This window comes from Streptomyces sp. TBY4, assembly GCF_024213195.1.
Classification (GTDB): Bacteria; Actinomycetota; Actinomycetes; order Streptomycetales; family Streptomycetaceae; genus Streptomyces.
Window position 1 is genome coordinate 19844 of record NZ_JANAVF010000022.1, and the last position, 25926, is coordinate 45769.

General features: G+C 71.2%; 18 protein-coding genes. 5 read left to right on the forward strand and 13 right to left on the reverse strand.

Translation table 11 applies throughout. The features are described from left to right. Window positions 1–59: 59 nt before the first annotated feature. Window positions 60–473 (reverse strand): hypothetical protein, encoded by a 414-nt coding sequence (locus NLX94_RS34580; RefSeq protein WP_254387244.1) that lies wholly within the window; start codon window positions 471–473, stop codon window positions 60–62. Between the two features lie 347 nt (window positions 474–820). Between NLX94_RS34580 and NLX94_RS34585 the strand changes: the two genes are divergently transcribed. After that, a complete protein-coding gene (locus NLX94_RS34585; protein WP_254387245.1) occupies window positions 821–1165 on the forward strand; it encodes a hypothetical protein in 345 nt (114 codons plus the stop codon). Window positions 1166–1197: 32 nt separating this feature from the next. Here the strand turns inward: NLX94_RS34585 and NLX94_RS34590 are convergent, their stop codons facing one another. Further along, window positions 1198–2205, reverse strand: a complete 1008-nt coding sequence (locus NLX94_RS34590) for a hypothetical protein (RefSeq protein ID WP_254387246.1) — start codon at window positions 2203–2205, stop codon at window positions 1198–1200. Between the two features lie 113 nt (window positions 2206–2318). Then, the gene (locus tag NLX94_RS34595) at window positions 2319–3602 is read right to left on the reverse strand and encodes a geranylgeranyl reductase family protein (RefSeq protein ID WP_254387247.1); all 1284 of its coding nucleotides are present in this window, start codon (window positions 3600–3602) and stop codon (window positions 2319–2321) included. Window positions 3603–3699: 97 nt separating this feature from the next. Here NLX94_RS34595 and NLX94_RS34600 point away from each other — a divergent pair, with 97 nt between their 5' ends. Further along, the gene (locus NLX94_RS34600) at window positions 3700–4224 is read left to right on the forward strand and encodes a GNAT family N-acetyltransferase (protein WP_254387248.1); all 525 of its coding nucleotides are present in this window, start codon (window positions 3700–3702) and stop codon (window positions 4222–4224) included. 32 nt (window positions 4225–4256) lie between these two features. Here the strand turns inward: NLX94_RS34600 and NLX94_RS34605 are convergent, their stop codons facing one another. From NLX94_RS34605 to NLX94_RS34635, 7 genes are all read right to left on the reverse strand, one after another. Then, window positions 4257–5168 carry a glutaminase gene (locus NLX94_RS34605; protein WP_254387249.1) on the reverse strand — a complete coding sequence of 304 codons (912 nt, stop codon included), beginning with the start codon at window positions 5166–5168 and terminating at the stop codon, window positions 4257–4259. Window positions 5169–5174: 6 nt separating this feature from the next. Continuing rightward, window positions 5175–5867, reverse strand: coding sequence for a demethylmenaquinone methyltransferase (locus NLX94_RS34610; protein ID WP_254387250.1), 693 nt, complete (start codon window positions 5865–5867; stop codon window positions 5175–5177). A 200-nt stretch (window positions 5868–6067) separates the two neighbouring features. After that, a complete protein-coding gene (locus NLX94_RS34615; protein WP_254387251.1) occupies window positions 6068–6727 on the reverse strand; it encodes a hypothetical protein in 660 nt (219 codons plus the stop codon). A 7-nt stretch (window positions 6728–6734) separates the two neighbouring features. Beyond that, window positions 6735–7934: a cyclic dehypoxanthinyl futalosine synthase gene (mqnC, locus tag NLX94_RS34620; protein WP_254387252.1), complete on the reverse strand. Its 1200-nt coding sequence runs from the start codon at window positions 7932–7934 to the stop codon at window positions 6735–6737. A 153-nt stretch (window positions 7935–8087) separates the two neighbouring features. After that, entirely contained in the window at window positions 8088–8885 is a 798-nt protein-coding gene (locus NLX94_RS34625) for an A24 family peptidase (RefSeq protein WP_254387253.1), read from the reverse strand. A 258-nt stretch (window positions 8886–9143) separates the two neighbouring features. After that, on the reverse strand, window positions 9144–9968 hold the full coding sequence (locus NLX94_RS34630) for an MBL fold metallo-hydrolase (protein WP_254387254.1): 825 nt from the start codon (window positions 9966–9968) through the stop codon (window positions 9144–9146). A 209-nt stretch (window positions 9969–10177) separates the two neighbouring features. Next, on the reverse strand, window positions 10178–11041 hold the full coding sequence (locus tag NLX94_RS34635; RefSeq protein ID WP_254387255.1) for a menaquinone biosynthesis protein: 864 nt from the start codon (window positions 11039–11041) through the stop codon (window positions 10178–10180). A gap of 237 nt (window positions 11042–11278) precedes the next feature. On the opposite strand from NLX94_RS34635, the gene NLX94_RS34640 reads away from it, so the two are divergent. Continuing rightward, window positions 11279–11482, forward strand: a complete 204-nt coding sequence (locus NLX94_RS34640) for a cold-shock protein (protein WP_112451444.1) — start codon at window positions 11279–11281, stop codon at window positions 11480–11482. Between the two features lie 422 nt (window positions 11483–11904). Here NLX94_RS34640 and NLX94_RS34645 read toward each other — a convergent pair whose 3' ends face one another. Next, window positions 11905–13620 (reverse strand): lytic transglycosylase domain-containing protein, encoded by a 1716-nt coding sequence (locus NLX94_RS34645; RefSeq protein ID WP_254387256.1) that lies wholly within the window; start codon window positions 13618–13620, stop codon window positions 11905–11907. A 295-nt stretch (window positions 13621–13915) separates the two neighbouring features. Here NLX94_RS34645 and NLX94_RS34650 point away from each other — a divergent pair, with 295 nt between their 5' ends. Continuing rightward, on the forward strand, window positions 13916–14713 hold the full coding sequence (locus NLX94_RS34650; RefSeq protein WP_254387257.1) for a thioredoxin domain-containing protein: 798 nt from the start codon (window positions 13916–13918) through the stop codon (window positions 14711–14713). Between the two features lie 74 nt (window positions 14714–14787). On the opposite strand, the gene NLX94_RS34655 is transcribed toward NLX94_RS34650, so the two are convergent. Then, window positions 14788–15228, reverse strand: a complete 441-nt coding sequence (locus tag NLX94_RS34655) for a hypothetical protein (protein WP_254387258.1) — start codon at window positions 15226–15228, stop codon at window positions 14788–14790. Next, window positions 15228–21644: an RHS repeat-associated core domain-containing protein gene (locus NLX94_RS39515; protein ID WP_254387259.1), complete on the reverse strand. Its 6417-nt coding sequence runs from the start codon at window positions 21642–21644 to the stop codon at window positions 15228–15230. The genes NLX94_RS34655 and NLX94_RS39515 overlap by 1 nt, the downstream gene beginning before the upstream one ends. 513 nt (window positions 21645–22157) lie before the next feature. Here NLX94_RS39515 and NLX94_RS34665 point away from each other — a divergent pair. After that, window positions 22158–25886, forward strand: coding sequence for a ricin-type beta-trefoil lectin domain protein (locus NLX94_RS34665; protein ID WP_254387260.1), 3729 nt, complete (start codon window positions 22158–22160; stop codon window positions 25884–25886). The last annotated feature ends 40 nt before the right edge of the window (window positions 25887–25926 follow it).

Consider the following 25926-nt stretch of genomic DNA (forward strand, 5'->3'; position numbering starts at 1 on the left):
CGAGCGTCGCGCCGGCCGTTCCGTCAGCTGTTCCGCAAGCCGCTTCGTCAGCCGCTCCGTCAGTCGAGGAACGTGGCCGAGGTGATCTTGTTCTTGAAGTTGACGCTGGCATTGCCCTGGTAGCCCGGCGGGAGCGAACCGATCAGACCGGTGAGGTTCACCTCGGTGGCCACCTTCCAGGTGTAGGTGTCCCGGTTCCAGTAGGACGCGGTGTCGTCGTTCGTCACCCGGTTCCGGCCGGCGCAGCCCTCCGGGCCGACGAAGAGGTTGTTGAAGAAGTTCCAGTCCGAGGACATCAGGTCGAAGACGCAACCCCCTTGGTAGGAGTTGTAGTAAAGGCCGAACTCGCTGGATTCGAGATAGCCGTTCCGCTCCGTGTTGGCGGCGGCCGGGCCGGCCCCCACCAGGAGAAGGGCGCCGACGGATACCGTGGCGGCGCAGCCGGCGGCTATTTTATTGAGCGCCTTGCTCATGAGGCATTTTCTCCATCTTCAGTGAATTGATTCCGGCCGGGATTAAACCCTCCGGGCCACTCCGAGGCAAGCGTCTTCTCAGCTGTTCAAGCCACAACCACCATGGCTCGTAACGGACTTGTCGCGATTTTCGGCACCCGATTACCATCTCCCGCGGCCTTCCGCCACTCCCCCACACCTACCTCCGCCGACCGCAAGGGAAACACCTCGTGCGCGTACGCGAAATATCCTCGTCACTCCTTTTGTGCCTCGCACTGACCGGATGTGGAGGCGGGGAAGTCCCGGGGAAGAACTCCGGAGCGGGAAAGCCCGGAGCGACCGCCAGCCCCTCCATCGCGGCGGCGGACATGCCGTTCTACACGTGCATGCAGCAGCACGGAATGACCCTCTCCTACGGGGACGACGGCGCCCCGCACTTCGTGGAGAAGGAAAGCCCGCAGTACCCCGGGGCCCAGAAGGCCTGTCTCCCGCTGCTCCCCTCGCCCTCCCCCCTCCAGGCGAGCCCGCAGGAACTCGCCGCCGCCCGCGAATCCTCCGCGTGCATGAGGGAGCGGGGCATCTCCTGGTATCCGGACCCGGATCCGGTCACCGGCGAGGTGCACCAGCAGGCCGGCGGCACCCCCGAACAGTGGCAGGCGCTCAAGCGGGACCACCTCGACGCCTACCGGGCCTGCCTGCGCCGGCCCTCCTGAGCGGCGGGCGTCACTCGGGCGCCGGTCGGGCCTCAGAGGAGCCCGGCCGCCAGCTTGTAGCGGGCCTCGCGCTGCTTCTTGTACAGCGCGAGGGTCTCGGCCTGGTCCTCCACCAGCCGCTCCTGGTACGCCTTCTCCACCGCCGCCCAGATGCCCACGAGGTTCACCTCGCGCTTGCAGGCGACATCGGCCTTGGCCGCGGTGACGGCCTTGGGGCCGCCCGGATCGGCCTCCAGGCCGAGCTTCTGGACCACCTCGTAGGGATCCTTCAGCCCGGTGTACCCCGACTTCCCCATGCACGCCGACCAGTTCTTCAGCACCTCGGCCACCCGCGAGTCGCTCTTGGAGCGTTCGTGCGCCTCCGATGCCAGCCCGAACGGGAACAGCAGGTCCACGCTGTCCTTCGTCGGCGCGTACAGCTTGCGGTAGGCCTCCCGCACGCAGCCGCCGGCCGGCACCTTCTGCCCGCCGATGTCGATGCCGCTGTCCACCCCCGCGGCCTCCTCCTCGCTCGGGGCGTCCGGGAGCTTCGCGCCGCCCTGCTGCCCGCCCGGCCGTTCGCCGTGCATGACCAGGTGGGCGCTCTCGCTCAGCGGAGCGGCCGGGGGCTTGACCGGCCGCCCCTTGCCGGCGGTCATGTCGTAGCCGTGGGCCGCCGCGAACTCCGGATCGACCGCCCCGAAGAGCGCCCGGTGCCGTCCCTCGGGCCCCTGGGCGGCGGCGGGATCGGACGGGCCGACCTCCTCGTACGGGAATCCGTACCGGGCCATGCACCGGGAGATCAGCCGCTGCTGCACCTGCCCCATGCGGACCGTCTCGGCGTCGGTGTCCGTGTACGCGTCCAGGGGAAGCGAGAGCGAGGCGGTGGCCGGGGCGACGGCGACCTCCCCGAGCTCCGGCTCCCCGTGCGCGTCACCCCCGCCGTCCGGCTCCGAACAGCCGGCCAGGACGAGCGCGAGCAGGACGGCGCCCGGGAGGGCGGGGCGGAGGAGGGCGGCGGGGCGGCGCGGACGGGAGCGCACGGTGGAAGACCTGTTCACTCTCGGGAATTGAACAGTCCGGCCGGTACCGGGACAAGCCCTTCTCACCTGCTGGTCGGCCAATCTTCTTGCCTGGAAACCGACTTGCCGGCCCGTCCCGCCCGCCGCCGGGGTCAGGCCTTCGGAGCCACCTTCGACAGGCCGTTGATGACGCGGTCCATCGCGTCGCCGCCCTGCGGGTCGGTGAGGTTGGCCAGCATCTTCAGGGTGAACTTCATCAGCAGGGGGTGGCTCAGGCCGCGCTGGGCGGCGACCTTCATGATCTTCGGGTTGCCGATGAGCTTCACGAAGGCGCGGCCCAGGGTGTAGTAGCCGCCGTAGGTCTCCTTCAGGACCTTCGGGTAGCTGTGCAGGGTGAGCTCGCGCAGGGCCGGGGTGGCACGGGAGTGGGCCTGGACGATGACGTCGGCGGCGATCTGGCCCGACTCCATCGCATAGGCGATGCCCTCGCCGTTGAACGGGTTGACGAGCCCGCCCGCGTCACCGACCAGCAGCAGCCCCTTGGTGTAGTGCGGCTGGCGGTTGAAGGCCATCGGCAGGGCCGCGCCCCGGATGGGCTGCGTCATGTTCTCGGGGGTGTAGCCCCAGTCCTCCGGCATGGAGGCGCACCAGGCCTTGAGGACCTCGCGCCAGTCCAGCTCCTTGAAGGCGGAGGAGGAGTTGAGGATGCCGAGGCCGACGTTGGAGGTGCCGTCGCCCATGCCGAAGATCCAGCCGTAGCCGGGCAGCAGCCGGTCCTGGGCCCCGCGCCGGTCCCACAGCTCCAGCCAGGACTCCAGGTAGTCGTCGTCGTGGCGGGGCGAGGTGAAGTACGTGCGCACGGCCACGCCCATCGGGCGGTCCTCGCGGCGGTGCAGGCCCATCGCCAGGGAGAGGCGCGAGGAGTTGCCGTCGGCGGCGACGACGAGGGGGGCGCGGAAGGTGACCTCGGTCTTCTCCTCGCCGAGCTTGGCCTTCACCCCGGTGATGTGCCCGGTGCGCGGGTCGCGGACGGGCTCGCCCACGTTGCAGCGCTCGTACAGCCGGGCGCCGGCCTTCTGCGCCTGGCGGGCCAGCGTCTCGTCGAAGTCGTCGCGCTTGCGGACGAGTCCGTAGTCCGGGAAGGAGGCCAGCTCGGGCCAGTCCAGCTGGAGCCGCTGGCCGCCGCCGATGATCCGCAGGCCCTTGTTGCGCAGCCAGCCGGCCTCCTCGGAGATGTCGATGCCCATCGACACCAGCTGCTTGGTGGCGCGCGGCGTCAGGCCGTCGCCGCAGACCTTCTCGCGCGGGAACGCCGTCTTCTCCAGCAGCAGGACGTCGAGTCCCGCCTTGGCCAGGTAATACGCAGTGGTCGAGCCGGCGGGCCCGGCCCCGACGACGATCACGTCCGCGGAGTGCTCGGAGAGGGGCTCGGTCACGGCGGGTCTCCCGAAGGCTCGATAAAGGGTGCCCAACGGCACAAGACACGTGCAGTCTATGCAGCGAGAGAGATCGCGATCCGAAGGGCTGCCCCCTGTGACCACCTCGCCGACCCGGCCGCTCCCCACCGTCCAGCTCCGTGTGCCCACGGACGAGGACGCGCACGCCTGGCACCGGGTCTTCCACGACCCCGACGTCATGGAATTCCTCGGCGGCCCCGCCGAACTCTCCTTCTACGAGGAGATCACCGCCCGGCAGCGGATGCACGACGCCCGGCTCGGCTTCTGCCTGTGGACGCTGCTCGACGGGGACGGGGAGGTCCTCGGCTTCACCGGGGCGCAGCCGTGGCCGGCGGCGAAGGCGTGGGGGCCGGTCGGGGAGATCGAGATCGGGTGGCGGCTCGGGCGCTCCGCTTGGGGGCGGGGGTACGCGTACGCGGCTGCGCTGGCGACCCTTGAGCGGGTGCGGGGGGCTGGGGTGCCGGAGGTGGTGGCGATGATCGACGACGCGAACGTCCGCTCGATCGCGGTGGCGGAGCGACTGAGCATGACCCTGGCGGAACGCTTCCCGATCCCCGACACCCCCCGCACCGCCCGCCGCTACACCCTCACCCTCACCTGACCCCCTGCGCGGAGCGGAGCCCGTCCAGGAGGCTAAAACACGCTCAGGCCCGTCAGGGTCGTGAAGCGGTCCAGGGCGGCTACCGCGGCGACGGAGTTGCCCTGGGGGTCCAGGCCGGGGCTCCACGCGGCCAGCGTGCACGCACCGGGGACGACCGCCACGATGCCGCCGCCCACGCCGCTCTTGCCCGGGAGGCCGACGCGGTACGCGAACTCCCCCGCCGCGTCGTACGTGCCGCAGGTCAGCATCACCGCGTTGACCTGCTTCGCCTCGCTGCGCGTCAGGAGACGGGAGCCGTCCGCGCGGAGCCCGTGGCGGGCCAGGAAGCGGCCGGCGCGGGCCAGGTCGGCGCAGCTCATCTCGATGGAGCACTGCCAGAAGTAGTGGTCGAGGAGGGCCGGTACCGGGTTGTCGATGTTTCCGTAGGCGGCCATGAAGTGGGCGAGGGCGGCGTTGCGGTCCCCGTGTTCCTGCTCGGAGGCGGCGACTTCCGCGTCGAAGGCGAGGTCCGGGTTCTGGCTCTCCTCACGGAGGAAGCGCAGCAGTTCGCTGCTCGCGTCGCCCGTCAGGGTCTGGAGCCGGTCGGTGACGACGAGCGCGCCCGCGTTGATGAAGGGGTTGCGCGGGATGCCGTTCTCGTACTCCAGCTGCACGAGGGAGTTGAACGGGTTGCCGGAGGGTTCCCGGCCGACCCGCTCCCACAGGCTGTCGCCGCCTTCGGCGAGCGCGAGGGCGAGGGCGAAGACCTTGGTGATGGACTGGGCGGAGAAGGGCGTCCGCCAGTCCCCGACTCCGAAGACGTTGCCGTCGAGGTCGGCGATGGCCATCCCGAACTGCCGGGGGTCGACGGACGCCAGCGCCGGGATGTACTCGGCGGGCGCCCCGCTGCCCACCAGCGGGGCGACGTCCTTCGCGACCTGCTCCAGCAGCGCCTGGTAGTCCACGGGAAACTACCCCTTGGTGCCGCGGTGCAGGGCGACGATGCCGCCGCTGAGGTTGCGCCAGGCCACCTTGGACCAGCCGGCCTTCTGCAGCAGCACGGCCAGCGCCGGCTGGTCGGGCCAGGCGCGGATGGAGTCGGCGAGGTAGACGTAGGCGTCGGGGTTGGAGGAGACCGCGCGGGCGACCGGCGGCAGCGCGCGCATCAGGTACTCGGTGTACACGGTCCGGAAGGGCGCCCAGGTGGGCTGCGAGAACTCGCAGATCACGACCTGGCCGCCGGGCTTCGTGACCCGGTACAGCTCGCGCAGGGCGGCGTCGGTGTCCTGGACGTTGCGCAGGCCGAAGGAGATGGTGACGGTGTCGAAGACCTCGTCCTTGAAGGGGAGCTTCGTCGCGTCGCCGGCAGTCAGCGGGAGCCAGGGGTTGCGCTTCTTGCCCTCGCGGAGCATGCCGAGCGAGAAGTCGCAGGGCACGACGTACGCGCCGGTCGCGGCGAAGGGCAGCGAGGAGGTGGCCGTGCCGGCGGCCAGGTCGAGGACCAGCTGCCCGGGGCGGGCGCCGACCGCCTTGGCGACCTCCTTGCGCCAGACGCGGTCCTGCCCGAGGGAGAGGACGTCGTTGGTGAGGTCGTAGTTCGCCGCCACGCCGTCGAACATGGAGGCGACTTCGTGCGGCTGCTTGTCCAGGGAAGCGGATGTCACTGGCGTGGGCCCCTCGGTGCGGTGCGGATGGTTCGGCGAACGGTTCGGCGAGCAGTTCGGTGGCAAGCGGTTCGGTAGGCGTCGGCGGCGGTGCGGCAGGGCCTTCGATCGGATCCCGTGGTGCTGCGGCAGGGTCCCGGGCCGGTCCCGCGGACCGCCCGGCCATTCTCGCAGGCCCTTCGCCCCCCGCACCCGGCAGCTCAGCGGCGGCGGTGCAGCAGCCTGCCGCCGATGACGGTGGCGACGCAGCTCGTCGGGCCCTCCACCAGCAGCTCCGTCGGGCCGGCCACGGCGAAGACCGCGAACCGGGCCGGGGCGCCCGGCTCCAGGACTCCGTGGAAGGCCTCCTCGGCCGCGGTCCGGCCGGCGAGCGGGTCGAGGGAGGCGGGGCCCTCGTAGGGGGCGGGCGGGACGATGGTGAGCCCGGAGCGGACCACGGCCGTGCGGACGGCCGGGCTGGTGAAGCGGCCCGCGACCGCCACCACGCCGCGGGCGAGCAGCTTCTGCGTGCCGCGGCGCGCGCTGTTGCCCCGGCGCGGTTCGGTCATCTTCAGGTCCGCCAGCGCCTCGGCGCCGCTGATCGGTTCGGTCCCGAGCTCGGTGATCTCGTACGGGTCGTCCGGGTAGTACGTGCGCTCCAGCAGCTCGTCGCCGCCGCGCACCAGCAGCCCCGGGGTCAGCACCCCGGGCCAGCTGCGGGCGCGCGCGTGCGGATAGGCCGCGGCGAGCTCCTCGTACGGGCCCACGCGGGCGATGCGGTCGCCCTCGACCAGGACCGCGCCGCCGGGGAGCCCCGGCGCGGGTCCCGGTTCGGTGGCGGCCCCCGTGACGAGGAGTTCGGCGGTGTGGATCGTCAGCACGGGGCGCTCAGTTCGTGGAGATGAGCTTCAGCTCGGGGTGGGCCGTGCCGCCCTCGATGGCGGTGGAGGAGATGTGCGAGACCACGCGCTCGTCGACCGGGTCGTTCGCCGGGTCCTCGTGCACCAGGAGGTGCTCGTACGTCGTCGCGCGCTGGGCCGGGGTGCGGCCCGCCTTGCGGATCAGGTCGATGATCTCCTGGCGGTTGGAGCGGTGCTTGGCACCGGCCGAGGAGACGACGTTCTCCTCCAGCATGATCGAGCCGAGGTCGTCGGCGCCGTAGTGCAGGGAGAGCTGGCCCGCCTCCTTGCCGACGGTGAGCCAGGAGCCCTGGATGTGGGCGATGTTGTCGAGGAAGAGCCGCGCGATGGCGATCATGCGCAGGTACTCGAAGACGGTCGCCTGGGTCCGGCCCTTGAGGTGGTTGTTCTCGGGCTGGTACGTGTACGGGATGAAGGCGCGGAAGCCGCCCGTGCGGTCCTGCGTGTCCCGGATCATCGCGATGTGCTCGATGCGCTCGGCGTTGGTCTCGCCGGTGCCCATCAGCATGGTGGAGGTGGACTCCACGCCCAGCTTGTGGGCGATCTCCATGATCTCCAGCCAGCGCTCGCCGGACTCCTTGAGCGGGGCGATCGCCTTGCGCGGGCGGGCCGGGAGCAGTTCGGCGCCGGCGCCCGCGAAGGAGTCGAGGCCGGCGGCGTGGATGCGCTGGATGGCCTCCTCCGCCGACACCTTGGAGATCCGGGCCATGTGCTCGACCTCGGAGGCGCCGAGGGAGTGGATGACCAGCTGGGGGAAGGCCTGCTTGATGGCGGAGAAGTGGTGCTCGTAGTACTCGACGCCGTAGTCCGGGTGGTGGCCGCCCTGGAACATGATCTGGGTGCCGCCCAGCTCGACGGTCTCCGCGCAGCGGCGCAGGATGTCGTCGAGGTCCCGGGACCAGCCCTTCTTCGCGTCCTTGGGGGCCGCGTAGAAGGCGCAGAACTTGCACGCCGTCACACACACGTTGGTGTAGTTGATGTTGCGCTCGATGATGTACGTCGCGATGTGCTCGGTACCGGCGTAGCGCAGCCGGCGGGCCGCGTCGGCGGCCTGGCCGAGGGCGTGCAGCGGCGCGTGGCGGTAGAGGTCGAGCGCCTCTTCCTTGGTGATCCGGCCCCCGCCGGCGGCTCGGTCGAGGACTGACTGGAGAGCGGCCTGGTCGGTCACCGGTGCGTCACCTTTCGGGTGTGTCAAGGTCCGGACCGATCCAGCCTACGCCAGCACCCCGTGCTCCCGGCCTGGCCCCCTGAGGATGTCCCGCGGGCCCTGGTCAGGGCGCCGGCGGCACCGGCGGCCGCGACCCCGGCCCCGCGGACCGGCTCACGGGAGGCCGGCACCCAGCCCCGTCCCGAGCCCCATGCCCAGGCCCAGGCCCGCGCCGACCACGCCCGCGAGGGCCCCTGCGGCCATGAACGGGCCGAAGGCGATCGGGCTGGTCCGGTCCGCCCGGCGCAGGGCGATCAGGGCGTACCCGTAGACGGTGCCCGCGAGGAACGCGGCGAAGGTGCCCGCGAACAGCACGAACCACCCGTACCAGCCCAGGACCTGCCCCACGGTGAGGGCCAGGGTGACGTCGCCGAAGCCCATGCCGCGCGGGTTGATGAAGTGGAGGAGGTAGTAGCAGCAGCCGAGGACGAGCCCGCCGAGCAGGGCGCGCGTCCAGGATCCGGCGGTACCCGTGGCCAGGGCGGCCGTGCCGAGCGCGGCGGCGGTCCCGGCGGCCAGCGGGAGGGTCAGTACGTCGGGCAGCCGGTGCACGGCCCGGTCCACGAGGCAGAGCAGCACGGTGAACGGAGCCAGCAGCAGCCAGACGAACAGCTCGGGCCGCGCCCCCACCCCGGCCCCGAGCGCGAGGCAGACCAGAGTGGTGGCCAGCACCGCTCCGCCGACGGGCGCGTAGCCGCGGCGGCGGCCGGTGGCGGGCTCCGACCGGCACCCGGGGCAGACCGCGAGCCCCAGCCACCCTCCGGCCGGTCCGCTCAGCGGATGCCCGGCCGGACAGGCCGAGCGCCAGGGAAGGCCCGCCTCGACGGAGAGCCGGTAGGCGGCACGGGGCAGCAGGATGCCTGCCAGCGCGCCCCAGAGGGTGACCCCGGCCACGAACCCCGCGATGCCCATGCCAGCTCTCGCCCCCGCCCCTGCCCGGCCCCGCCCGGCCGCGTCTTGGCGATGGACGGTAGCAGGGGGTGGCTGTCCCCTACCCGCCCTTCCACCGTTCCCCGGGCCGCGCCCGGACCCCTTCTGGGGCTCCGCCCCAGACCCCGGTCCTCAAACGCCGGACGGCTGAAAGGACCAGACCCCGGCGCGGGGTCCGGGGCGGAGCCCCGGGGAACGGTGGAAGGGCGGGTAGGGGACAGCCCCGCAGGGCGCTCCAGGTCAGGCGGCCGCCGCCGCCCCCGCCGGTTCGAAGCCGGCGAGCATCTGTTCCAGGGCCTGCTGGTCCGGGCCCACGAAGGGGTCCAGGCCCGGGGCGAGGCCCACGGTGTCGAGCATGCGGGTGACGAGGCCGACCCCGGCGGCCGGGGGCAGGTGGGTGGAGAGCACGAGCTCGGGATCCATCTCCCTGAGCGGCCGGACCGTGCCGAGGAACTTCTCCCGGTCGGCGACGGCCGCCCAGGGGCTGTCCACCGAGGCCCAGAACAGCTGGCCGGCCCGCAGCTCCTCGGGCCCGACCTCCGCGGCGTCGCCGCCGGCCGCGAGCTCGCCGTCCGGAAGGGGGGAGCCGAAGCAGTCGGAGCTGAAGCAGGCCCGCGAGCGGTCGTCGTAGAAGCCCACGGTCGCGGGGTTGTCGAAGAGGGGCGGCCGGAAGGCGGTGAGGGAGCGGTCGCCCACGTCGAGCCGCTGGCCGGGGTTGAGGAAGTAGACCCGGTCCATCGGCAGCGGGCGTTCCGTGGTCATCTCGCCCGCGCCGAGGAAGGTGGTCACCACACGGGCCCCGGGGGCCGCCTCCAGCAGGGCGAAGATCCCGCCGGTGTGGTCCTTGTCCGGGTGCGTCAGCCAGATCCACCGCACGTCGGCGGGGTCGACGGCCTCGGACAGGGTCTTCAGGAAGTCCCGGTCGGGCAGGCTGAGGCCGGTGTCGACGACCACCGGCTCACTGGCGTGCAGGACGAAGGCGTTGACCGGGATGAAGCCGACGCCCGGCACTTCGAGGGCGTCGCCGAGGACCGTGATGTCCCGGCCGACTGAGCGTGTGGTCATGGCGGAGCTCCGATGGCCCCCTGGGTGTGGTGAGCCCGCTCGCGACCGCCCCGCCCCCGTCCCCTTCTCCGTCCCCTCCACTCATCGTGTCCCCGGGCCGCCCGGCCCGCACGCCCGGTGAAAGGGGAACGCATTCCCGGTAAACGGCGGGCATTCGCCTTTCCGCCCCTTTCCGCACTGCGGAAAGATGAATGCCCTCATAAGCCGCGCTAATGACCCGGCACGGCCACCGGCAGCAGCTCCACGTTCACATCGGGCGCATAGCCCGTCGTGAGTCCCGTCCGCCGCGCGAATTCGCGTACGCCGGCCAGCTGGTCGGTGCCGAAGCGGAAGTCGAGCGTCGTGAAGTAGCGCTCCAGGAGTTCCGCGTCGAAGGCCTCCCAGCGGGCCGCCTGCTCGGCGACCTTGCCGACCTCCTCCAAGGAGACGTCCCGGGAGGCGAGGAAGGCCTCGTGGACCTTCCGCACGACCTCCGGCTCACGCTCCAGGTAGTCCTTTCGGGCGGCCCAGACGGCGAAGACGAACGGCAGTCCCGTCCACTCCTTCCACATCGCCCCCAGATCGTGGACGGCGAGCCCGAGCCGGGGCGCGTCGTGCAGCGAGGCCCGCAGCGCGGCGTCGCCGATCAGCACCGCCGCGTCCGCCTCCTGCATCATCAGCCCCAGGTCGGGCGGGCAGGTGTAGTAGTCGGGCCGCACCTCGTACTTCTCCGCGAGCAGCAGCTGGGCCAGGCGTACGGACGTGCGCGAGGTGGATCCCAGGGCGACCCGGGCACCGTCGAGCTGGTCCAGGGGGACCTGCGAAACGATCACGCAGGACATGACGGGACCGTCGCAGCCGACCGCGAGGTCGGGGAAGGCGACGAGCTCGTCCGCATTGCGGAGGAACTCCACGAGGGTGATGGGACCGATGTCCAGGCCGCCCTGGACGAGGCTCGCGCTGAGCTTCTCCGGGGTGTCCTTGGTCAGCTCCAGGTCCAGCAGCGTGCCGGTTCTGGCCAGCCCCCAGTAGAGGGGCAGGCAGTTCAGGAACTGAATGTGGCCGACCCGGGGCCGGCTGCGATTGACGTCCACATCGCGAGACTAGCCCCCGGGTCTCCGTCAGCCGTCTGGCGGGTCTCAAACGTCCGAGTGACGTGATCTTTCCCTCTGGTCTCGGCCGGGATGTGCGTGCTAGGCTCGACGCAAGTTGCAGTTTGGTTTCCCTTGCAGTACGAGGCCTGCGGAGAATGTGACCCGCAGGCTTTTGTAGTTTTCAGACTTCTTAGCAGGTTCTGGAGCAGGGCGACCCTTTGGCCCATAGGAGGGCTCATGGCTACCGGAACCGTCAAGTGGTTCAACGCTGAAAAGGGCTTCGGCTTCATCGCCCAGGACGGCGGCGGCCCGGATGTCTTCGTCCACTACTCCGCGATCAACGCCGCCGGCTTCCGCTCCCTTGAGGAGAACCAGCTGGTGAACTTCGACGTCACCCAGGGTCCGAAGGGCCCGCAGGCGGAGAACGTCACCCCGGCCTAGTCGCCTGGGCCAACCAGTCGCGGTTGGATATGCAGTACCCAAGGAGCCCTGTCTTCTCTGTGCGAGCAGAGTCGACGGGGCTCCTGCCTTTTCCCTGGCCGGGTTCCTAGCTCATCGCCGAGGCGACGGCGGGGGCCGTCTGCCCGTCGGGCACGGAGTGGTGTGTCCCCTACCCGCCCTTCGCCCGTTCCCTGGGGCTCCGCCCCAGACCCCGCGCCTCAAACGCCGGCGGGGCTGGATCCATCCAGCCCGCCCGGCGTTTGAGGGCACGGGCGCGCAGCGCACGTACGGGTCCGGGCAGCGCCCGGGGAACGGGCGAAGGGCGGGTAGGGGACAGTCCCGCAGGGCAGCCGGGGCACCCGGGGCGCACCGGCCTGCCGCGCCTCCCGCCGAGGTCGGGGGCTGCGGCAGGCCTGCCGGGGCTAGTTCTTGCGCGCCGGCTGGCTGGGCGTCGGCTGCACGGGCGGCTCCGTGGCCGGGGGCTCCGTGGCCGGGGTGACGGTGATCGGGAGGTAGAGGACCACCAGGTCCGAGATCCGCACGCGGAGCGTGTACACGCCCGCCGCGACACCCTTGGTGGACAGCTCCGGCAGGGCGATCCTGCCGTCCGCCCCGGTCGCCGGGAGCGCCAGCTCCGTCAGCTTCTTGCCGTCCTTGCCCAGGAAGTGCGGGGCCGCACCCGCGGTGGCCGGGTCCGCGGGGACCCACTTCCCGTCCTTGTCCTTGGTGCCGAGCCCGGCCGTGGCCACGGCCCCGGCGACCGGCTTGTCCTTCGCCTTCGCGAGGAACTCCACGCCCTTGATCGCGGTGCCGGCTTCCGCGGTGAGCGGCTTGTCGGCGTTCGCGTCGCTGCGGACCAGCTCGTCCGCCTGTGCCGGCGTGACCTTGGCGCCGAACCGCAGGGAGGCCTCGGCCGAAGCGGCGTAGGCCGTGGCGCGCAGCGTGAAGGTGCCCGCCTTGGCGCCGGCCTTCAGCTTCGGGACCCGGACCAGGCCCCCGGCGTGGGTGCGCACCACCGCGAAGTCCTTGCCGTCGGCCGCGAAGACGGTGCGACCGGTGGTGTCGTCGTCGATCGAGAACACGATCGCCTGGTCGACGGCCGGCATGCCGTCGGTCAGCAGCGCCTTGATGAGCGGGCGGTACTCGAACTCGGTCCCGGCCTCGGCCGTGAGCTCCTTCGTGCCGACCCGGACCAGCTTGTCCAGGGTCGGGGTGGGCTTCGGCGGCGGCGTGGGCTTCGGCGGCGGGGTCGGCGTCGGCGTGGGGGTCGGCGTCGGCGTCGGGGTCGGCGCGGGCGGCGGCGGCGGAGGCAGCGGCACCGGCAGGGACGGCGGGTTGGGCGTCGGGTAGTTGCCGGCCGGCGGGTTCGTCACCGGGGCCGCGCCCTGGCCGGCCTGGTACTGGCGCATGTAGCCGAGCACGGTGTTCACGTACTCGCGCGACCGGTTGTAGCTGAGGACCGCCTCGTCGAGGTCGCCCGCGACGGTGAGGTTGCGCTGTCCCGCGCAGAGGTAGAGGCCGGCGCCGAGCGCGGCGTCGTAGATGTTGTTCGGGTCGCGCTTGGCGTCGGCGTTGCCGTCGGCGCCCCAGGTGGCCCAGGTGGAGGGGATGAACTGCATCGGGCCGATCGCGCGGTCGTACTCCGCGTCCGCGTCCCACTCGCCCTTGTCGGTGTCCCTGATCTCGGCGAAGCCGTTGCCGTCCAGGCGCGGCCCGCGGATCGGCTTCTCGGTGTACCCGTCGGCCTTGAGCCCGTAGCCGGAGGCGTGCACGGACTCGACCCGGCCGATGCCGGCGAGCAGCGCCCAGGGCAGCTTGCAGCCGGGGAGGGCGGCGCCCACCGATATCTCGGCACGCTTGTAGGCGTCGAGGGCGGTCGCGGGTATGCCCGCGGTGGCCCCCTCGGGGGCGGCGGCGCCGGGGGGCGGCGGGGGCGGGTCGGCGACCAGGTCCGGCAGGTCCAGCCGGGCGTCACCGCGTTCGGTGGCCTGGGGGCTGTCGGGGGTCGGCTCGGCTTCCCCTGCGCCCGCGATCGGCGTGTTGGTCACGACCGCGGCCGTGGTCAGGCTGGCCGCGAGGGCGGCCGTGCACACGACTTTGCGCGACGTGTTGACGAGGTGACGGTGAAGTGGCTTCACAGTGCGGCGATCCCCCCAGAGCGGCGGCCGGTCCGGGCCCCCGTAAAACGTAAAAAAACTCACATGTCGCTCCACGCACCCCAAAAACGCGCGCGCGGACGGCCGATCGGGCCGTGGAGGTTAACTGTCTATCAGTTCTTCCGACGCGACTCACCGGCGCCCCAGGAGATGTGTCCCACCATTCGCCGGACCTTCACCGGACCGGGCCCCGGGAGCAGCACCAGGGACCTAAGCCCCTGCCCGATTCGCACCAAAGACCCCTGGTTGACCGCTCTACGATCTCTATCCTTGGGGGATGGCAACCAGCAAGAAGGACCAGCGGCGCGAGGCCCGCGAACGGATGCGCGAGGAGCGCGAGGCGGAGGCCCGGCGCGCGAAGGTGCGCGGGCGCGTGCTCATCGGCGGCGCGCTGGTCGCCGTACTGGCCCTCGCGGTCGGCGTCGGCATGTACGTGTCGAAGCCCTCCGCCGACGAGGAGGCGGCCGCCAAGCCCTTCGTCCAGCCGGCCAACACCACCGGCAAGGACGGGATCGTGATCCCGTACGGCAAGGCCGACGCGAAGAACGTGCTCTCCGTCTGGCTCGACCCTCGCTGCCCCTACTGCGCGGGCGTCGAGATCGGCCTCGGCAAGACCATCAAGGAGCAGGCCGACGCGGGCACCTACCGCGTCGAGTACCACTTCGCCACCTTCCTGGACAAGGCGCTGGGCGGCGGCAAGGGCTCCAAGCGGGCCGTCAACGCGCTGGGCGCGGCGGTGAACGAGAGCCCGGAGAAGTTCATGGAGTACCTCCAGGTGCTCTACAAGAACCACCCGGAGCAGGAATCGGACGACAAGTTCGGCTCCACCGCCACCCTGCTGGACCTCGCGGACCAGGTCCCGGGGCTGCGGACGCCCGCCTTCAACAAGGCGGTCAAGGAACTCACCTACATGCCGTGGGTCGAGAAGGTCGGCCAGGCCTTCTACGACCAGAACATGCAGGGCACGCCGGACGTCTCCATCAACGGCACGAAGCTCACGGTGAACTCCGGCAAGGGCATCGACTCGATCACCCCGGACGAGTTCAAGAAGCTGATCACCGACCACCTGAAGTAGCCCGGGTCGACGCACTACGGGGGCTGCGCGGATGCGCAGCCCCCGTAGTCATGTCCGCGGCCGTGTGCCGCCCCCTACGCCGCCTCGGGTTCCTCCGCCCTGCGGCCCGGCGGCATGAACTTCACCGAGAAGACGATGCACGTCAGCAGGTGCGTCAGCCCCACCACGATCCCGGCGAGCGGCACCAGGAGCACCAGCGACAGGGGCAGCCCCATCACGACGGCTCCCCGCAGCATGAAGCTGTCCGTGTTCCGGTGGAGGACGGCGGCCGCCACCAGCACCAGCAGGTACCAGATGCCGACCACCAGGAACATGAGCCACGTGAGGAGCGGGGCCCAGAGCACCCCGTCCAGGTACGAGTAGTCCTGGTCCGACGGCTGGTACGGCATGGCGGGAAGCACCGGCGCGAGTGCGACGGGCACGGCGAGGAAGCACAGCAGGAACCGGCCCAGAGCCCGGCCGAACCACACGAGCCGCATCTGCTCGTACTCGGCCGCGTACTTGTCCGTCGCCATCACCGACCACACCCTACGATGCACGTCGTCGCCCGGAAGGTCCGCTGGTTGGCTCCCGGTATGGCGCTCATTCCCTCGTCGGGCGCCTTCACCCCGAAGAAGCTGGGGGCGGACATCCGGTCCTGGCCGATCTGTACGGGCACGGCGCCCGGCCGGTACGAGGTGGCCTCCATGTCGGGGTAGGCGTCCCCCGACCGGGAGACGCTGACCGAGGACTCGTTGGCGGCGATGGTGACCTCGGTGTCCACGGCGAAGAGGGGTGCCTTGCTGTTCACGCCGTGCACGCCGAGCGAGATCCCGTTGGTCACGTCGCCCAGGCGCTCGAGGATGTTCACCCCGTTGATCGTGTCACCGGTGGCCGAGGAGAACCTGATCGGGTGGGCCGGGATCATCTCGGAGGGGCTGCCGTGCTCCGTCGTGCCGACCGACCAGTTCGTCACGCGCGGCACGCTCGGCTCCGGTACCGGAGCGGTGTGCGACGGGGAGACCTTGAAGGTGGCCATGCCGCTCTCGGTGTCCCAGAACAGGACCATGCGGTAGGCGGCGTCCGGGTCGGTGGACCAGTCCCGGTTGTCTCCGATGAGCAGGCCCATCATCGCGAGCTCCGTGTGGATGAAGAAGGACATCCGGATGATCTGCTTGGGTGCGGTCGGGATCTTCCTCAGGAAGAACTGGCCGGTCCGGGCGGTGCCCTTCTCGCCATCGGAGTACATGGACCGCTTGGCCCTGGTGTAGCTGGTGCCGCTGCCCAGATCGGGCTCGTAGCTCTCGTCCACGTGCCCGACGGGGTTGTTCGAGTCGTGCTTGATCTGGGCCGGGTTGCTGGTCGGGGAGGTGCCCGGGCCGCCCGTGCCGTTGACGCAGGCCGCCGTCACGCACCAGGAGCCGTACAGGCCCGAAGGGTCGCTGCTGGTCACCGGGTTGTTGGTGGCGTAGGCGTACGGGTTGATCTGCTGCGGGTCGGCCAGGTTCATGACCGGGTCGACCGAGACGAACCGGCCGTTGGCCGCGTCGTACTCGCGCGCTCCGAGGTGCACCAGGCCCGTAGAGGCGTCCTTGGTGCCGCCCACGAAGCCCTTCTCACCGGTCCACGCCCCGCCCGCCGGCTGCGGCCCGCGGGCCGTGCCGAAGGGGGTGTGGCCGCGGCGGGTGAACTGCATCGAGATGCCGTCGACCTGGACCTCGTCGGTGCCGTGGTGGTCGGACAGCAGGTACGACACGCGGCCCTCCGAGGTGACCGCGACGGTGGACTTCTGCGAGGCGAAGTAGCGGATGCCCGTGACCTTGCCGGTGGCCGTGGTCAGGGTCAGCTCCTGGCCGCCGACGTAGAGCGTGACCTTGTCCCCGTCCTTGCGCAGCAGCCGGCCGCCGTCCGCGTCGTACACGAAGGAGGAGGCCTTGGTTCCGGTCGTCGAGGTGGCCATCCGCCCCTCGGCGTCCCAGGTGAGCTTCTGGTCCCCGGCCGCCGTGACCCGCCGGGTGGTGTTGCCGGCCGCGTCGTACTCGAAGGAGTCCGTGCGGGCGCCCGCGCCCGAGACGGTGACCTTGTCCACCGCGTGCGGGCGGTTAGCGCCCGGCTTCGGGTAGGTGGAGGTCCGCAGGACGTCCTTGGCCGTGGCACCGCCGGGGTCGGTCTGCTTCTCGGTGATCCGGTTGCCGACCAGGTCGTAGGTGTAGTGGTACTTGTACGGGTCGACCCCGCCGGTCTTCGTCGAGCCGCAGGCGTCCGGTGAGGTCCACGCGTCGGTCAGACGGCGGGCCCAGTCGTAGGCGAAGCACTGGTCGTCGGCGGTGGCCTTGTCGTCGCGGTCGTTGCGGACGCGGACGATGTTGCCGCTCGGGTCGTAGGTGTAGGCCTTGCTGTCGATGGTCTGCGGGCCGTTGGCCTCCCGGTCGTTGATCACGCCCGCGAGCCGGCGGGTGTGGTCCTCGTAGGTGTAGGTCTGGACGGTCCGGCCGCCGATGTCGCCGAGGACGGTCTGCAGGACCTCGCCGAAGGGCGAGTACTGCGTGCCGAGCGAGTAGACGTCCGTGCCGTTGCCGAGCGTCGTGGGCTCGCCGAACTCGGTGTAGCCGTGGGTGATCTTCTCGGCGGCCAGCCCGCCGGCCGCCGGATAGCTGGTCGAGGCGACCAGGCCGGTGACGGGGGTGTAGGTGGTCCCGAAGGCGTAGCTGCCCGCGAGCTTGCCCTCGGCCGCCGGGACGGTGACGGTGGAGCCCGTGGCCCGGCCCGCCTTGTCGTAGCCGGTGACGGCGGTGGCGTAGGCGTTGCCGTGGTCGTAGCGGGTGGAGGTGCTCAGCTTGCCCTTGCCGCCCGCGAGGGTGTCGTACGTCCACTCGGCGAGCTTGGTGCCGCTCGTGCCGCCGTCCCACAGGGCGGTCTGGCGGCCCAGCGCGTCGTAGGTGTGCGTGAGGGCGGAGCCCCGCGCGTCGGTGGCCGTCTCGATCTTCCCGGTGGCCGTGTACGTGGTGGTGGAGGGGCCCTTGTCGGGGTCGCTCGCCTTGGTCAGGCGCCCGCGCACGTCGTACTCGCTGGTCCAGGTGTTGCCGGCCGCGTCGGTCAGCTTGGCGAGGCGGTCCTTGCGGTCGTAGGTGTACTTCAGCGCCTCGTACGCGGTGGGCGCGGCCGCGATGTCGGGCTTTCCGTCCTTGTGCTGGCGCAGTTCCAGCGGCTTGTCGTGGGCGTTGAAGAGGGTGAGCGTCGCGGTGCCGCCCGCCGGCGGGACGACGGCCGTCCAGTCACCGCCGTAGGTGGTGGCCGTGCGCCACTTCTCGACGCCCTTGGAGAGGGTGATCCCGGCGGTGACCCGGCCCTGGCCGTCGTACTCGTTGACGGACTGGGAGGGGACCTGGTTGTCGGGGACGGCGACGACCGTGGTGTTCGCGGTGGTCGCGTCGGTGTTGTAGTACTCGGCGTTGGCCTTGTAGGCGCGGCCGTGGCTGTCGTAGAAGGTGTCCTTGACCAGCCGGCCCTTGCCGCCGTGCGCGTCCGTCTGGACCTGGCGGGGCCGCAGCAGACCGTCGTACAGGGTGATCGCCGAGCGGTACTTGCCGTTCTCCAGAAGGGTCTTGGCGGTCACCGCGGTCGGGGCGGTCTTCGAGAGCGCGTAGCTGAAGAGCAGGTCGGCCGGGTCGGTCTTGGCGCGGCCGGGCCGCCAGACCGCGGTCATGCGGCCCATGGAGTCGTACTCCTGCTGCGTGACGGCACCGTTGGCGTCGGTGGCCTTCAGGGCCAGGCCGCGCAGCCCGTCGAGTTCGACGGTGGAAGTGAACTGCTTGGCGTCGGTGGTCTTCACCGAGGTGGGCTGGGTGCCGGTGGCCGGGGTGTAGGCCGTGGTGGTCTTCGCGTTCGCGGCGTCGGTGACGGTGAGCACGCGGCCGTAGGCGTCGTACGTGGAGGTGGCCGTCGTGACGTACACGGGCGCGCCGGCGGCGAAGTGGTCCAGCTCCTGGGTGCCGGTGACGTGCGTCTTGCCCCGGACGGGAGCGACGCCGAAGGCCTTTCCGTCGTAGAGGGTCCGGTTCTCGCCGAGGGTGTTGGCCTCGGTGGCGGAGCCGGCGGCCTCGCAGGTGCCGGCGAGCTGCTTGGAGCCGGAGGGGTAGGCGATGAGCCAGTTCGTCCGGTCCGGGGTGACGTACGAGGTCAGGGTGCAGACCTCGTCACCGGTGACGGCGGTGTCGCCCTCGTCGGAGACGGAGAGGACCTGCCCGAACTCGTCGAAGGTGCTCTTCGTGCGGGTGGTGCGCCAGGTGGTGCCCGTCAGCAGCTTGTGGCTGCTCTGTCCCGAGACGGCGACCCGGTGGCCGACGAGGTCGGTGGTGCCGGGGCGGGTCTGGCTCGCGGTCTTCTGGGACCAGGGGGTGTTCAGGGAGGTCTGGGTGATCTTCCCGTCGCCCGCAGCGCCGCCGGCTCCCTTGACGTCCTTGTCGTAGACGGCGGTCTCCAGCACCATGCCGGCGTACGGCTCGGAGTCGGTGGTGGTGCCGCCGCGCGAGTCGGTCACCTTGGCGCCTTCGATGCCGCGCAGGTAGCGCGTCTCGGTGAGGGTCCTGTTCTCGGTGCCGGTTCGGGTGCGGACGGTGCCGTAGCCGCGGAACTCGCTGTACGTGCGCTGCTTCTCGGGGACGAACTCGCTGGTCTCCTTGGCCCAGGCGGCGCCGCCGAGGTACTCGTACGAGGTGACCGTGGAGGCGGCTCCGGCGACCTTGTCGTTGGCGGTCACCTTGGTGGTGAGGTACTTGTGGAAGAAGTCCTGGACGGGCTCGGCGCCACCGTCCGGGACCCAGTAGTTCGGGTAGCAGCGCTTGGTGTTGGTGCCGTCCGGTGCGGGGGTCGATCCGACGGCGCACTCGGGTGCCGAGTAGTCGACGATCGTGTCGCCGCCGGTCTCCGAACTGATGCGGGTGATGCGGTACTTGTTGAGCGGCGGCCGGCCCTCGTTGGTGTCGACGCGGCCCGGCATCAGGGTGCCGCCGAAGGTGACCGGCGCGGTGCTCTGCGCGGTCCCGCCGGCCTTGCCGGTGCGGGTGATGCCCGCGAGCCAGAGGCCGGGGCCGCCCGCGTCACCGGTTCCGGGGAACTGGTGGGTGAGGTTCCAGGTGTCGACGGACTGGTAGGCGCCGTCCTTGAGGACCTGGGCGTCGACGCTGGTGAGCCGCTTCTTCGACCAGAAGGTCGGAGCGGCGTTGATGCACTCCTTGCCCATCTCGCACTGCTGGTCGACGGGGGCGTCGGGCCAGTTGTCCGCGTGGGCCTTGTCGAAGGCGCAGGCTCCGGCGCCGGCGGCCAGGCAGCGGTCGCCGGCGGTGAAGACGATCTTGGCGGCGGCCTGGGCCGCGTACACCTGGCCGGCCCGGTGGCCGTACTCGATGCGGTCGAGGGTGCCGGCACGGTCGTAGGTGACGTCCGCCTTGGGCTTCTCGGTCATCTCGCCGGTGGCGTTCTTCGCGTAGGCGTTGGTCTCCTTGGAGTAGAAGTACGCCATCGCGTTGTCGTGGGGGTCCACGACGTAGTCGAGGTTCCAGCGGTAGGCCTGGGTGGTCACCGAGTCCTTGAAGGCGGCGGTGTGGCCGGGCTCGCCCGCGTGGTTGCCGTAGACGGGCGCGGTGAGGGTGGAGTTGGTCTCGGGCTTGCCCGTGCTCCAGCCCGGCAGCCGGTGCTTGCCGAAGAAGTACTGGGCGCCCTTGGGGGTGGTCACCTTCCAGTACTCGTTGTCGTCGTCGCCGTTGCCGGTGTCGGCGGCGGTGCCGTTGAGGTGCTCGACGCGGGTGCCGTCGTCCTTGGCGGGCTTCCAGGCGCCGCTGGCCAGGTCCTTGACGAGCCGGGTGCTCTGGCCGTTGAGCGAGAGCGTGGCGTTGTCGCCCTTCCAGCACGACTCGGCGGACTTCTTGGGGGCGTTGGTGCCCGCGCCGTCGTCGTAGCGGCAGGCCATGTAGGAGCGCTCGATGAAGCCGGTCTCCATCGACCAGCCCTCACCGATCTGGCCGGCCTGGTTGTTCGTGGAGGCGGTGCGGCCGTCGATGGAGGACGAGGAGTAGCCGAAGGAGAGCTTCGGGGTCAGGTCCCCGGGGACGGGCGGGAGCTCCATGTCGTACGACCAGCTGAAGCCGCCGCCGCTGCCGCCGGCCGTCCAGCTCCCGGACGGGGAGAGGGAGGTGGCTCCGAGGTCTCCGCTGCCGCCGGAGGGCGCGGCGCTCGCGGCGAGGACCGTGAGCGTACGGGGCTGCGCGCCGCCGGCGCCGTCCTCGGGCGGGGCGGCCGCCGCGTCCGGGGCCACGGCGACCTCGGCGGTGAGCAGGCCGTTCGCGGAGTCGTTGTGCGTGGGCAGCGGGGTGCCGGCCCGGCATTCGGCCTTGTCCGGGGTGGTCAGGGCGCAGGCCGGGAGCTGCACGAGGCGGAGCCGGGAGTCCCAGTCGGCGCCGTAGGCCTTGCGGAAGGCCTTGTAGTCCAGCTGGACCGAGGCCCGGCCCGGGAGGTTGCGGCCGTCGCTGCGGCTGACGCCGAACAGGATGCCGTCCACGCCGGCCTTGTCCGCGGCCTTGCGGTCGGCCATCTTCACGTGGAGCTTCTCGGGCGCGCCGGCGGTGGCGTCCCGGGCGAGATCGGCGGCGGACGCCGGATCCGCGGCGGACGCCGGATCCGCAGCGGACATCGGATCCGCAGCGGGGGTGCGGGGCTTGCCGGGGAGGGGGGCGACCGCGACGGGGAGCCCGGAGACCTGGACGTGTTCCAGCCGGTGGCTGCGCGCGTCGCGGGCGGCGGCCGGGGCCGCGGGGGCCGCGAGTTCGGCGTCGCCCTCGGCCGCCTTGGGCCATGTGACCTTGGGCTTCTTCCACGGGTTCTTGTCGGTCTCGCTGACCGGGCTCTCGCCGTCCGGAACGTGGGGCTTCCCGGAGACCGGATCGGTCTGCTGCACCGGCCGGGGCTTGAAGCCGAGAGGGCCTTCACCCCCGGCTCCTCCACCGTCCGCGGGTACGCAGGACACCACCAGGGAGCCGGCGAGGAAGAGGCTGACGACAGCCGCCCCCCGACTCCATCGTCTCGTTGGGTTCACGACGAACTCTCCATGTGCATTTTACGGCTGGCCCCTTGACGGGCCGTCGGGGGAACGTAGCACCGACTTCCCATACGTAAATTGCTATGGGACCTCGGTCGGGAACATTGGGGCCTTTGGTCCCGGGGCCGATGTCCCGAATCGGACGGGCCGAAAGCCTCACCCGCATCCCAGATCGAGCAGCACAAACCACCCCAATCAGCCACTAAGTTGGGGCATAAAACACAAGTTGACGCCTCGTCCAGTCACACCCCGCCTCTCGCTGCACGAGCACATCCCGTCAGGCGCCCACAGCTCCCGCACAGCTCGGCTTTATCTCCGAGTTACGATTCGCAAAGCAAATCTGAGTCTCGATCAATTGATGGGATGGCACCGGTGAAGGAACCTCGGGCGCTCTGGAGAGGGCGCCGCGGACACCGCCTGTCGGCGGTGGTGGCGGCAGCCGCACTCAGTGCGGGAGCGCTGACACCCCTGGCACTCGCCCCGCCCGCGCTGGCCGCCGGGGACGCCCCGTCCCGCACGGCCGCCGAAGCCGAAGCCGGGGCCGCGGCGGAGGCCGCGGCACAGGACGCGGCCACGAACGGAGCGGCGAACGGGGCCACGAACGGGGCGAAGGGCGACGCACCCGCCACCCAAGCCCCCACCGCCCAAACCCCCGCCACCGAAGCCGAGTCGGCCGCCTCCCGGCAGGCCAAGGCGACCGGGAAGCCCGTCGACGTCGCCGAGCAGCGGGACGAGCACACCCGGGTGCTCGCCAACCCCGACGGCTCCTTCACCTGGCGCCAGTACGTGCGCCCCGCCTTCGCCAAGGTCGGGAGTGCCTGGCAGGACGCCGACTCCACCCTCAAGACCGGTACGGACGGCCGGATCCGCCCCGCCGCGCCCGTCTTCGGCCTCTCCTTCTCCGGCGGCGGCACCCCCGCCGGGGGCGGCCCGCTGGCCACCATGGAGAAGGACGGCAAGTCGCTGTCCATCGGCTGGCCGGACCCGCTGCCCGCACCGCGCGTGGAGGGGTCCACCGCCCTCTACCCCGAGGTGCTGCCCGGGGTGGACCTGAAGATCGCCGCGGACGTCGACGGCTTCGCCCAGCACCTCGTGGTCAAGACCCCCGAGGCCGCCGCCCATCCCCGGCTGGCCTCCCTCTCCTTCGGGCTGAGCGGCAAGGGCGTCGAGCTCAAGGCCGACGACAAGGGCAGGCTCAGCGCCGTGGACGGCAAGGGACAGGAGCTGTTCTCCGCCCCGGTACCCGCCATGTGGGACTCCTCACACCTGAGCGTCCCCCAGGCCAGGGCGCTCCGCTCCGGCGAAGGCACGGGCGAGGGCGAAGGCGGCGGCCAGACCGAGACCCCGCCCCCGGCCAGGCTCAAGGAAATGCCCACCGAGGTCGTCGGCAACACCCTGCGCATCACCCCGGACGCCGGGATGCTGAAGGACCCGAAGACCGTCTTCCCCGTGGTCATCGACCCGATCTTCGCCGGCGGCAACCGGGTCAACTGGACGATGGCCTACAAGCAGGGCTCGGACCTGGCCGGCAGCTCCTTCTGGAACGGCGCCAACTTCGACGACAAGCTCCCGCGGCTGGGCCACGAGGACCGCACCAACGGCACGGCCCGCCCGTACTTCCAGATGAACACCAAGGGCCTGGGCGGCGCGCGGATCACCCGCGCCACCTTCAACATCTTCAACTCGTACGCGTACTCCTGCACGGCCAAGCCCGTGGACCTGGGCTGGACGGGGCCGATCAGCCCCTCCACCACCTGGAACAACCAGCCCTCGTGGAACGGCACCCTGCAGACCAAGACCTTCGCGCACGGCTGGGGCGACAGCTGCAAGGCCGCCGGCGAGGACTTCGACTCGGGCGCGCTGAAGGACATCGTCCAGCACGTCGCCGACATCGACAGTCCCGAGCTGACCCTCGGCCTGCGCGCCGCGAACGGCACCGAGGGCGACAAGCTGAGCTGGAAGAAGTTCCACAACAACCCGCACCTGGAGATCGACTACAACCGGCCCCCCAAGGTCGAGTGGAGCGCGTTCTTCCAGGGCCCGTGGAGCCCCGGCGGCTCCGGTGAGCTCCAGGTCGCCTGCACCGAAGACCCGGCCACCTGGCCGACCGTCGGCCGCACCGACCTCACCCTGGCCGCCCGCCTCTCCGACCCGGAGGGCGGCACGCTCACGGCCGCCTTCGCCATCTGGGAGTACGCCGGCGCCGGCGTGGCCAGCCCGCGCCCGCAGGTGAACTCCGGCGGCACCGTGACCCACACCCTGCGGATCGCCGACCTCGCCGACGGCAAGCGCTACAAGTGGATGGTGCGCGCCGAGGACGGCATCGACGCCTCCGCCTACACCCCGCAGTGCGGGTTCAACGTGGACAAGTCCGCGCCGCCGAAGCCGACCGTCGCCTCCGCCGACGGGCATCCCCTCGACGTGGCCGCCGTCCCGGCCCGGCAGGACCGGAAGATCAAGTTCACGTCCAAGGACCCGTCGCTCGACGGCTTCTGCTACGCCATGAACAACCCGCTCCAGACCTCCTCGGCGAAGTGCGGCGGCGCCGGCACCTGGGTCAAGGCGGATGCCGACGGCACGGCCACGGTCACGGTGAAGCCGGGCCTGTGGCCCAACAACCGGCTGCACGTGCAGGCGTACGACCGCTGGGGCAACAGCAGCCTCTACGACGGAAACGGCGTCAGCAGCGGCGCCCACGAGGGCACCGACACCACGCTGATCGTCACCAAGCTCCCCGAGTTCGTCCACGCCCCCGACGGCCGCGTCCGCGGCGACCTCCCCGGTGACCTCGACGGCGACGGCTACGTCGACCTGCTGGCCACCGACAAGAACGGTGGCGCCCGGATCTACGCCGGCACGGGCACCGGCCGTCACGCCGGCGCCCGGACCGTCGCCGACGGCGGCTGGGACGGCGTGCAGATCGCCCACCGGGGCGACTTCACCGCGGCCACCGAGGGCCAGTCCAAGGACGGGTACGAGGACTGGTTCGTCAAGATCGGCAACAAGCTGTACCTCTACCCGGGCGACGGCACCGGCAGCCCGCTCACCACGGAGCGCAAGGAGCTCATCCACCCCACCGGCAAGGACACCGGCCTCGTCAAGGTCCCCGGCGGCAAGTGCGTGGACGTCGACCACGGCCGCCCGGAGAACGGCACCGCCATCCATGTCTGGGACTGCAACGACGGCCCCGGCCAGCACTTCCAGCTCACCGGCAACGCCCTGAAGGTGCCCGAGCTCGGCAACAAGTGCGTGGACATCCCGAACGGGGTGGCGACCAACGGCACCGCGGTCAAGCTCTACGACTGCAACGGCACCCCCGCCCAGCGCTGGGTCGACCGCGGCAACGGCGGCCTCTTCAACCCGGTGACCGGACTCTGCCTCGACCTGCCGAACGCGAACACCGCCAACGGCACGCCGTTCACCATGTTCACGTGCAACGGCACGCCGGCGCAGCAGTTCGACATCCCCGGAAGCTGGTCCGGCGCCACCCAGATCATCGCCCCGGGCAACGCGGACGGCATGGCCGGCAGCGACCTCATCGTCATCGAGAGCGGCAAGATGGTCGTCTACACCGGCTCCGCCGAAGGCCCCCTCGCCGCCGACACCGGCACCTACAAGCTGAAGCCGGGCAAGGCGACCGGCACCACCAACTGGACCCACTACGACCTGATCTCCACGGGCGACGTCACCGGTGACGGCATCCCCGACCTGCTCGGACGTCTGCGCAGCACCGACACCACGAACGCCTCGTACGGCAAGCTCTACCTCTACGAGGGTTCCCGCGCGGACGACGGAGCGGGCGGTACGGAGTACCGCATCGCCCACGGCCGCAAGGTCTACGGCGAAGGCGGCTGGTCCCCCGACAACATCCCGCACCTCGCGGGCGCGACCAACGTCCAGGGCAAGGTCCAGGACCAGGGCGGCTACCTCCAGTTCGTCCCCGCCGAGGGCCAGGAGACCGGTGACTTCTGGGCCGTCCACACCGGTGGCGCCAACGGCACGGGCGAGCTGAGGTTCTACCCGGGCCTGCCGACCGGCCACGGGTCCCCGTCGCTCGTCGGCAACAGCAGCTGGACGACGACGATCACCGGCATCTTCTGACCGTCCGCCACCCGAACTCCCGCCCCGGCCCCCGGGGCGG

What these genes read in the sequence shown, in the direction of transcription:
- NLX94_RS34580 (WP_254387244.1), bottom strand. Translation starts at nt 473, where the DNA reads ATGAGCAAGGCGCTCAATAAAATAGCCGCCGGCTGCGCCGCCACGGTA.
- NLX94_RS34585 (WP_254387245.1), top strand. Translation starts at nt 821, where the DNA reads ATGCCGTTCTACACGTGCATGCAGCAGCACGGAATGACCCTCTCCTAC.
- NLX94_RS34625 (WP_254387253.1), bottom strand. Translation starts at nt 8,885, where the DNA reads ATGGGCATCGCGGGGTTCGTGGCCGGGGTCACCCTCTGGGGCGCGCTG.
- NLX94_RS34630 (WP_254387254.1), bottom strand. Translation starts at nt 9,968, where the DNA reads ATGACCACACGCTCAGTCGGCCGGGACATCACGGTCCTCGGCGACGCC.
- NLX94_RS34640 (WP_112451444.1), top strand. Translation starts at nt 11,279, where the DNA reads ATGGCTACCGGAACCGTCAAGTGGTTCAACGCTGAAAAGGGCTTCGGC.
- NLX94_RS34650 (WP_254387257.1), top strand. Translation starts at nt 13,916, where the DNA reads ATGGCAACCAGCAAGAAGGACCAGCGGCGCGAGGCCCGCGAACGGATG.
- NLX94_RS34655 (WP_254387258.1), bottom strand. Translation starts at nt 15,228, where the DNA reads ATGGCGACGGACAAGTACGCGGCCGAGTACGAGCAGATGCGGCTCGTG.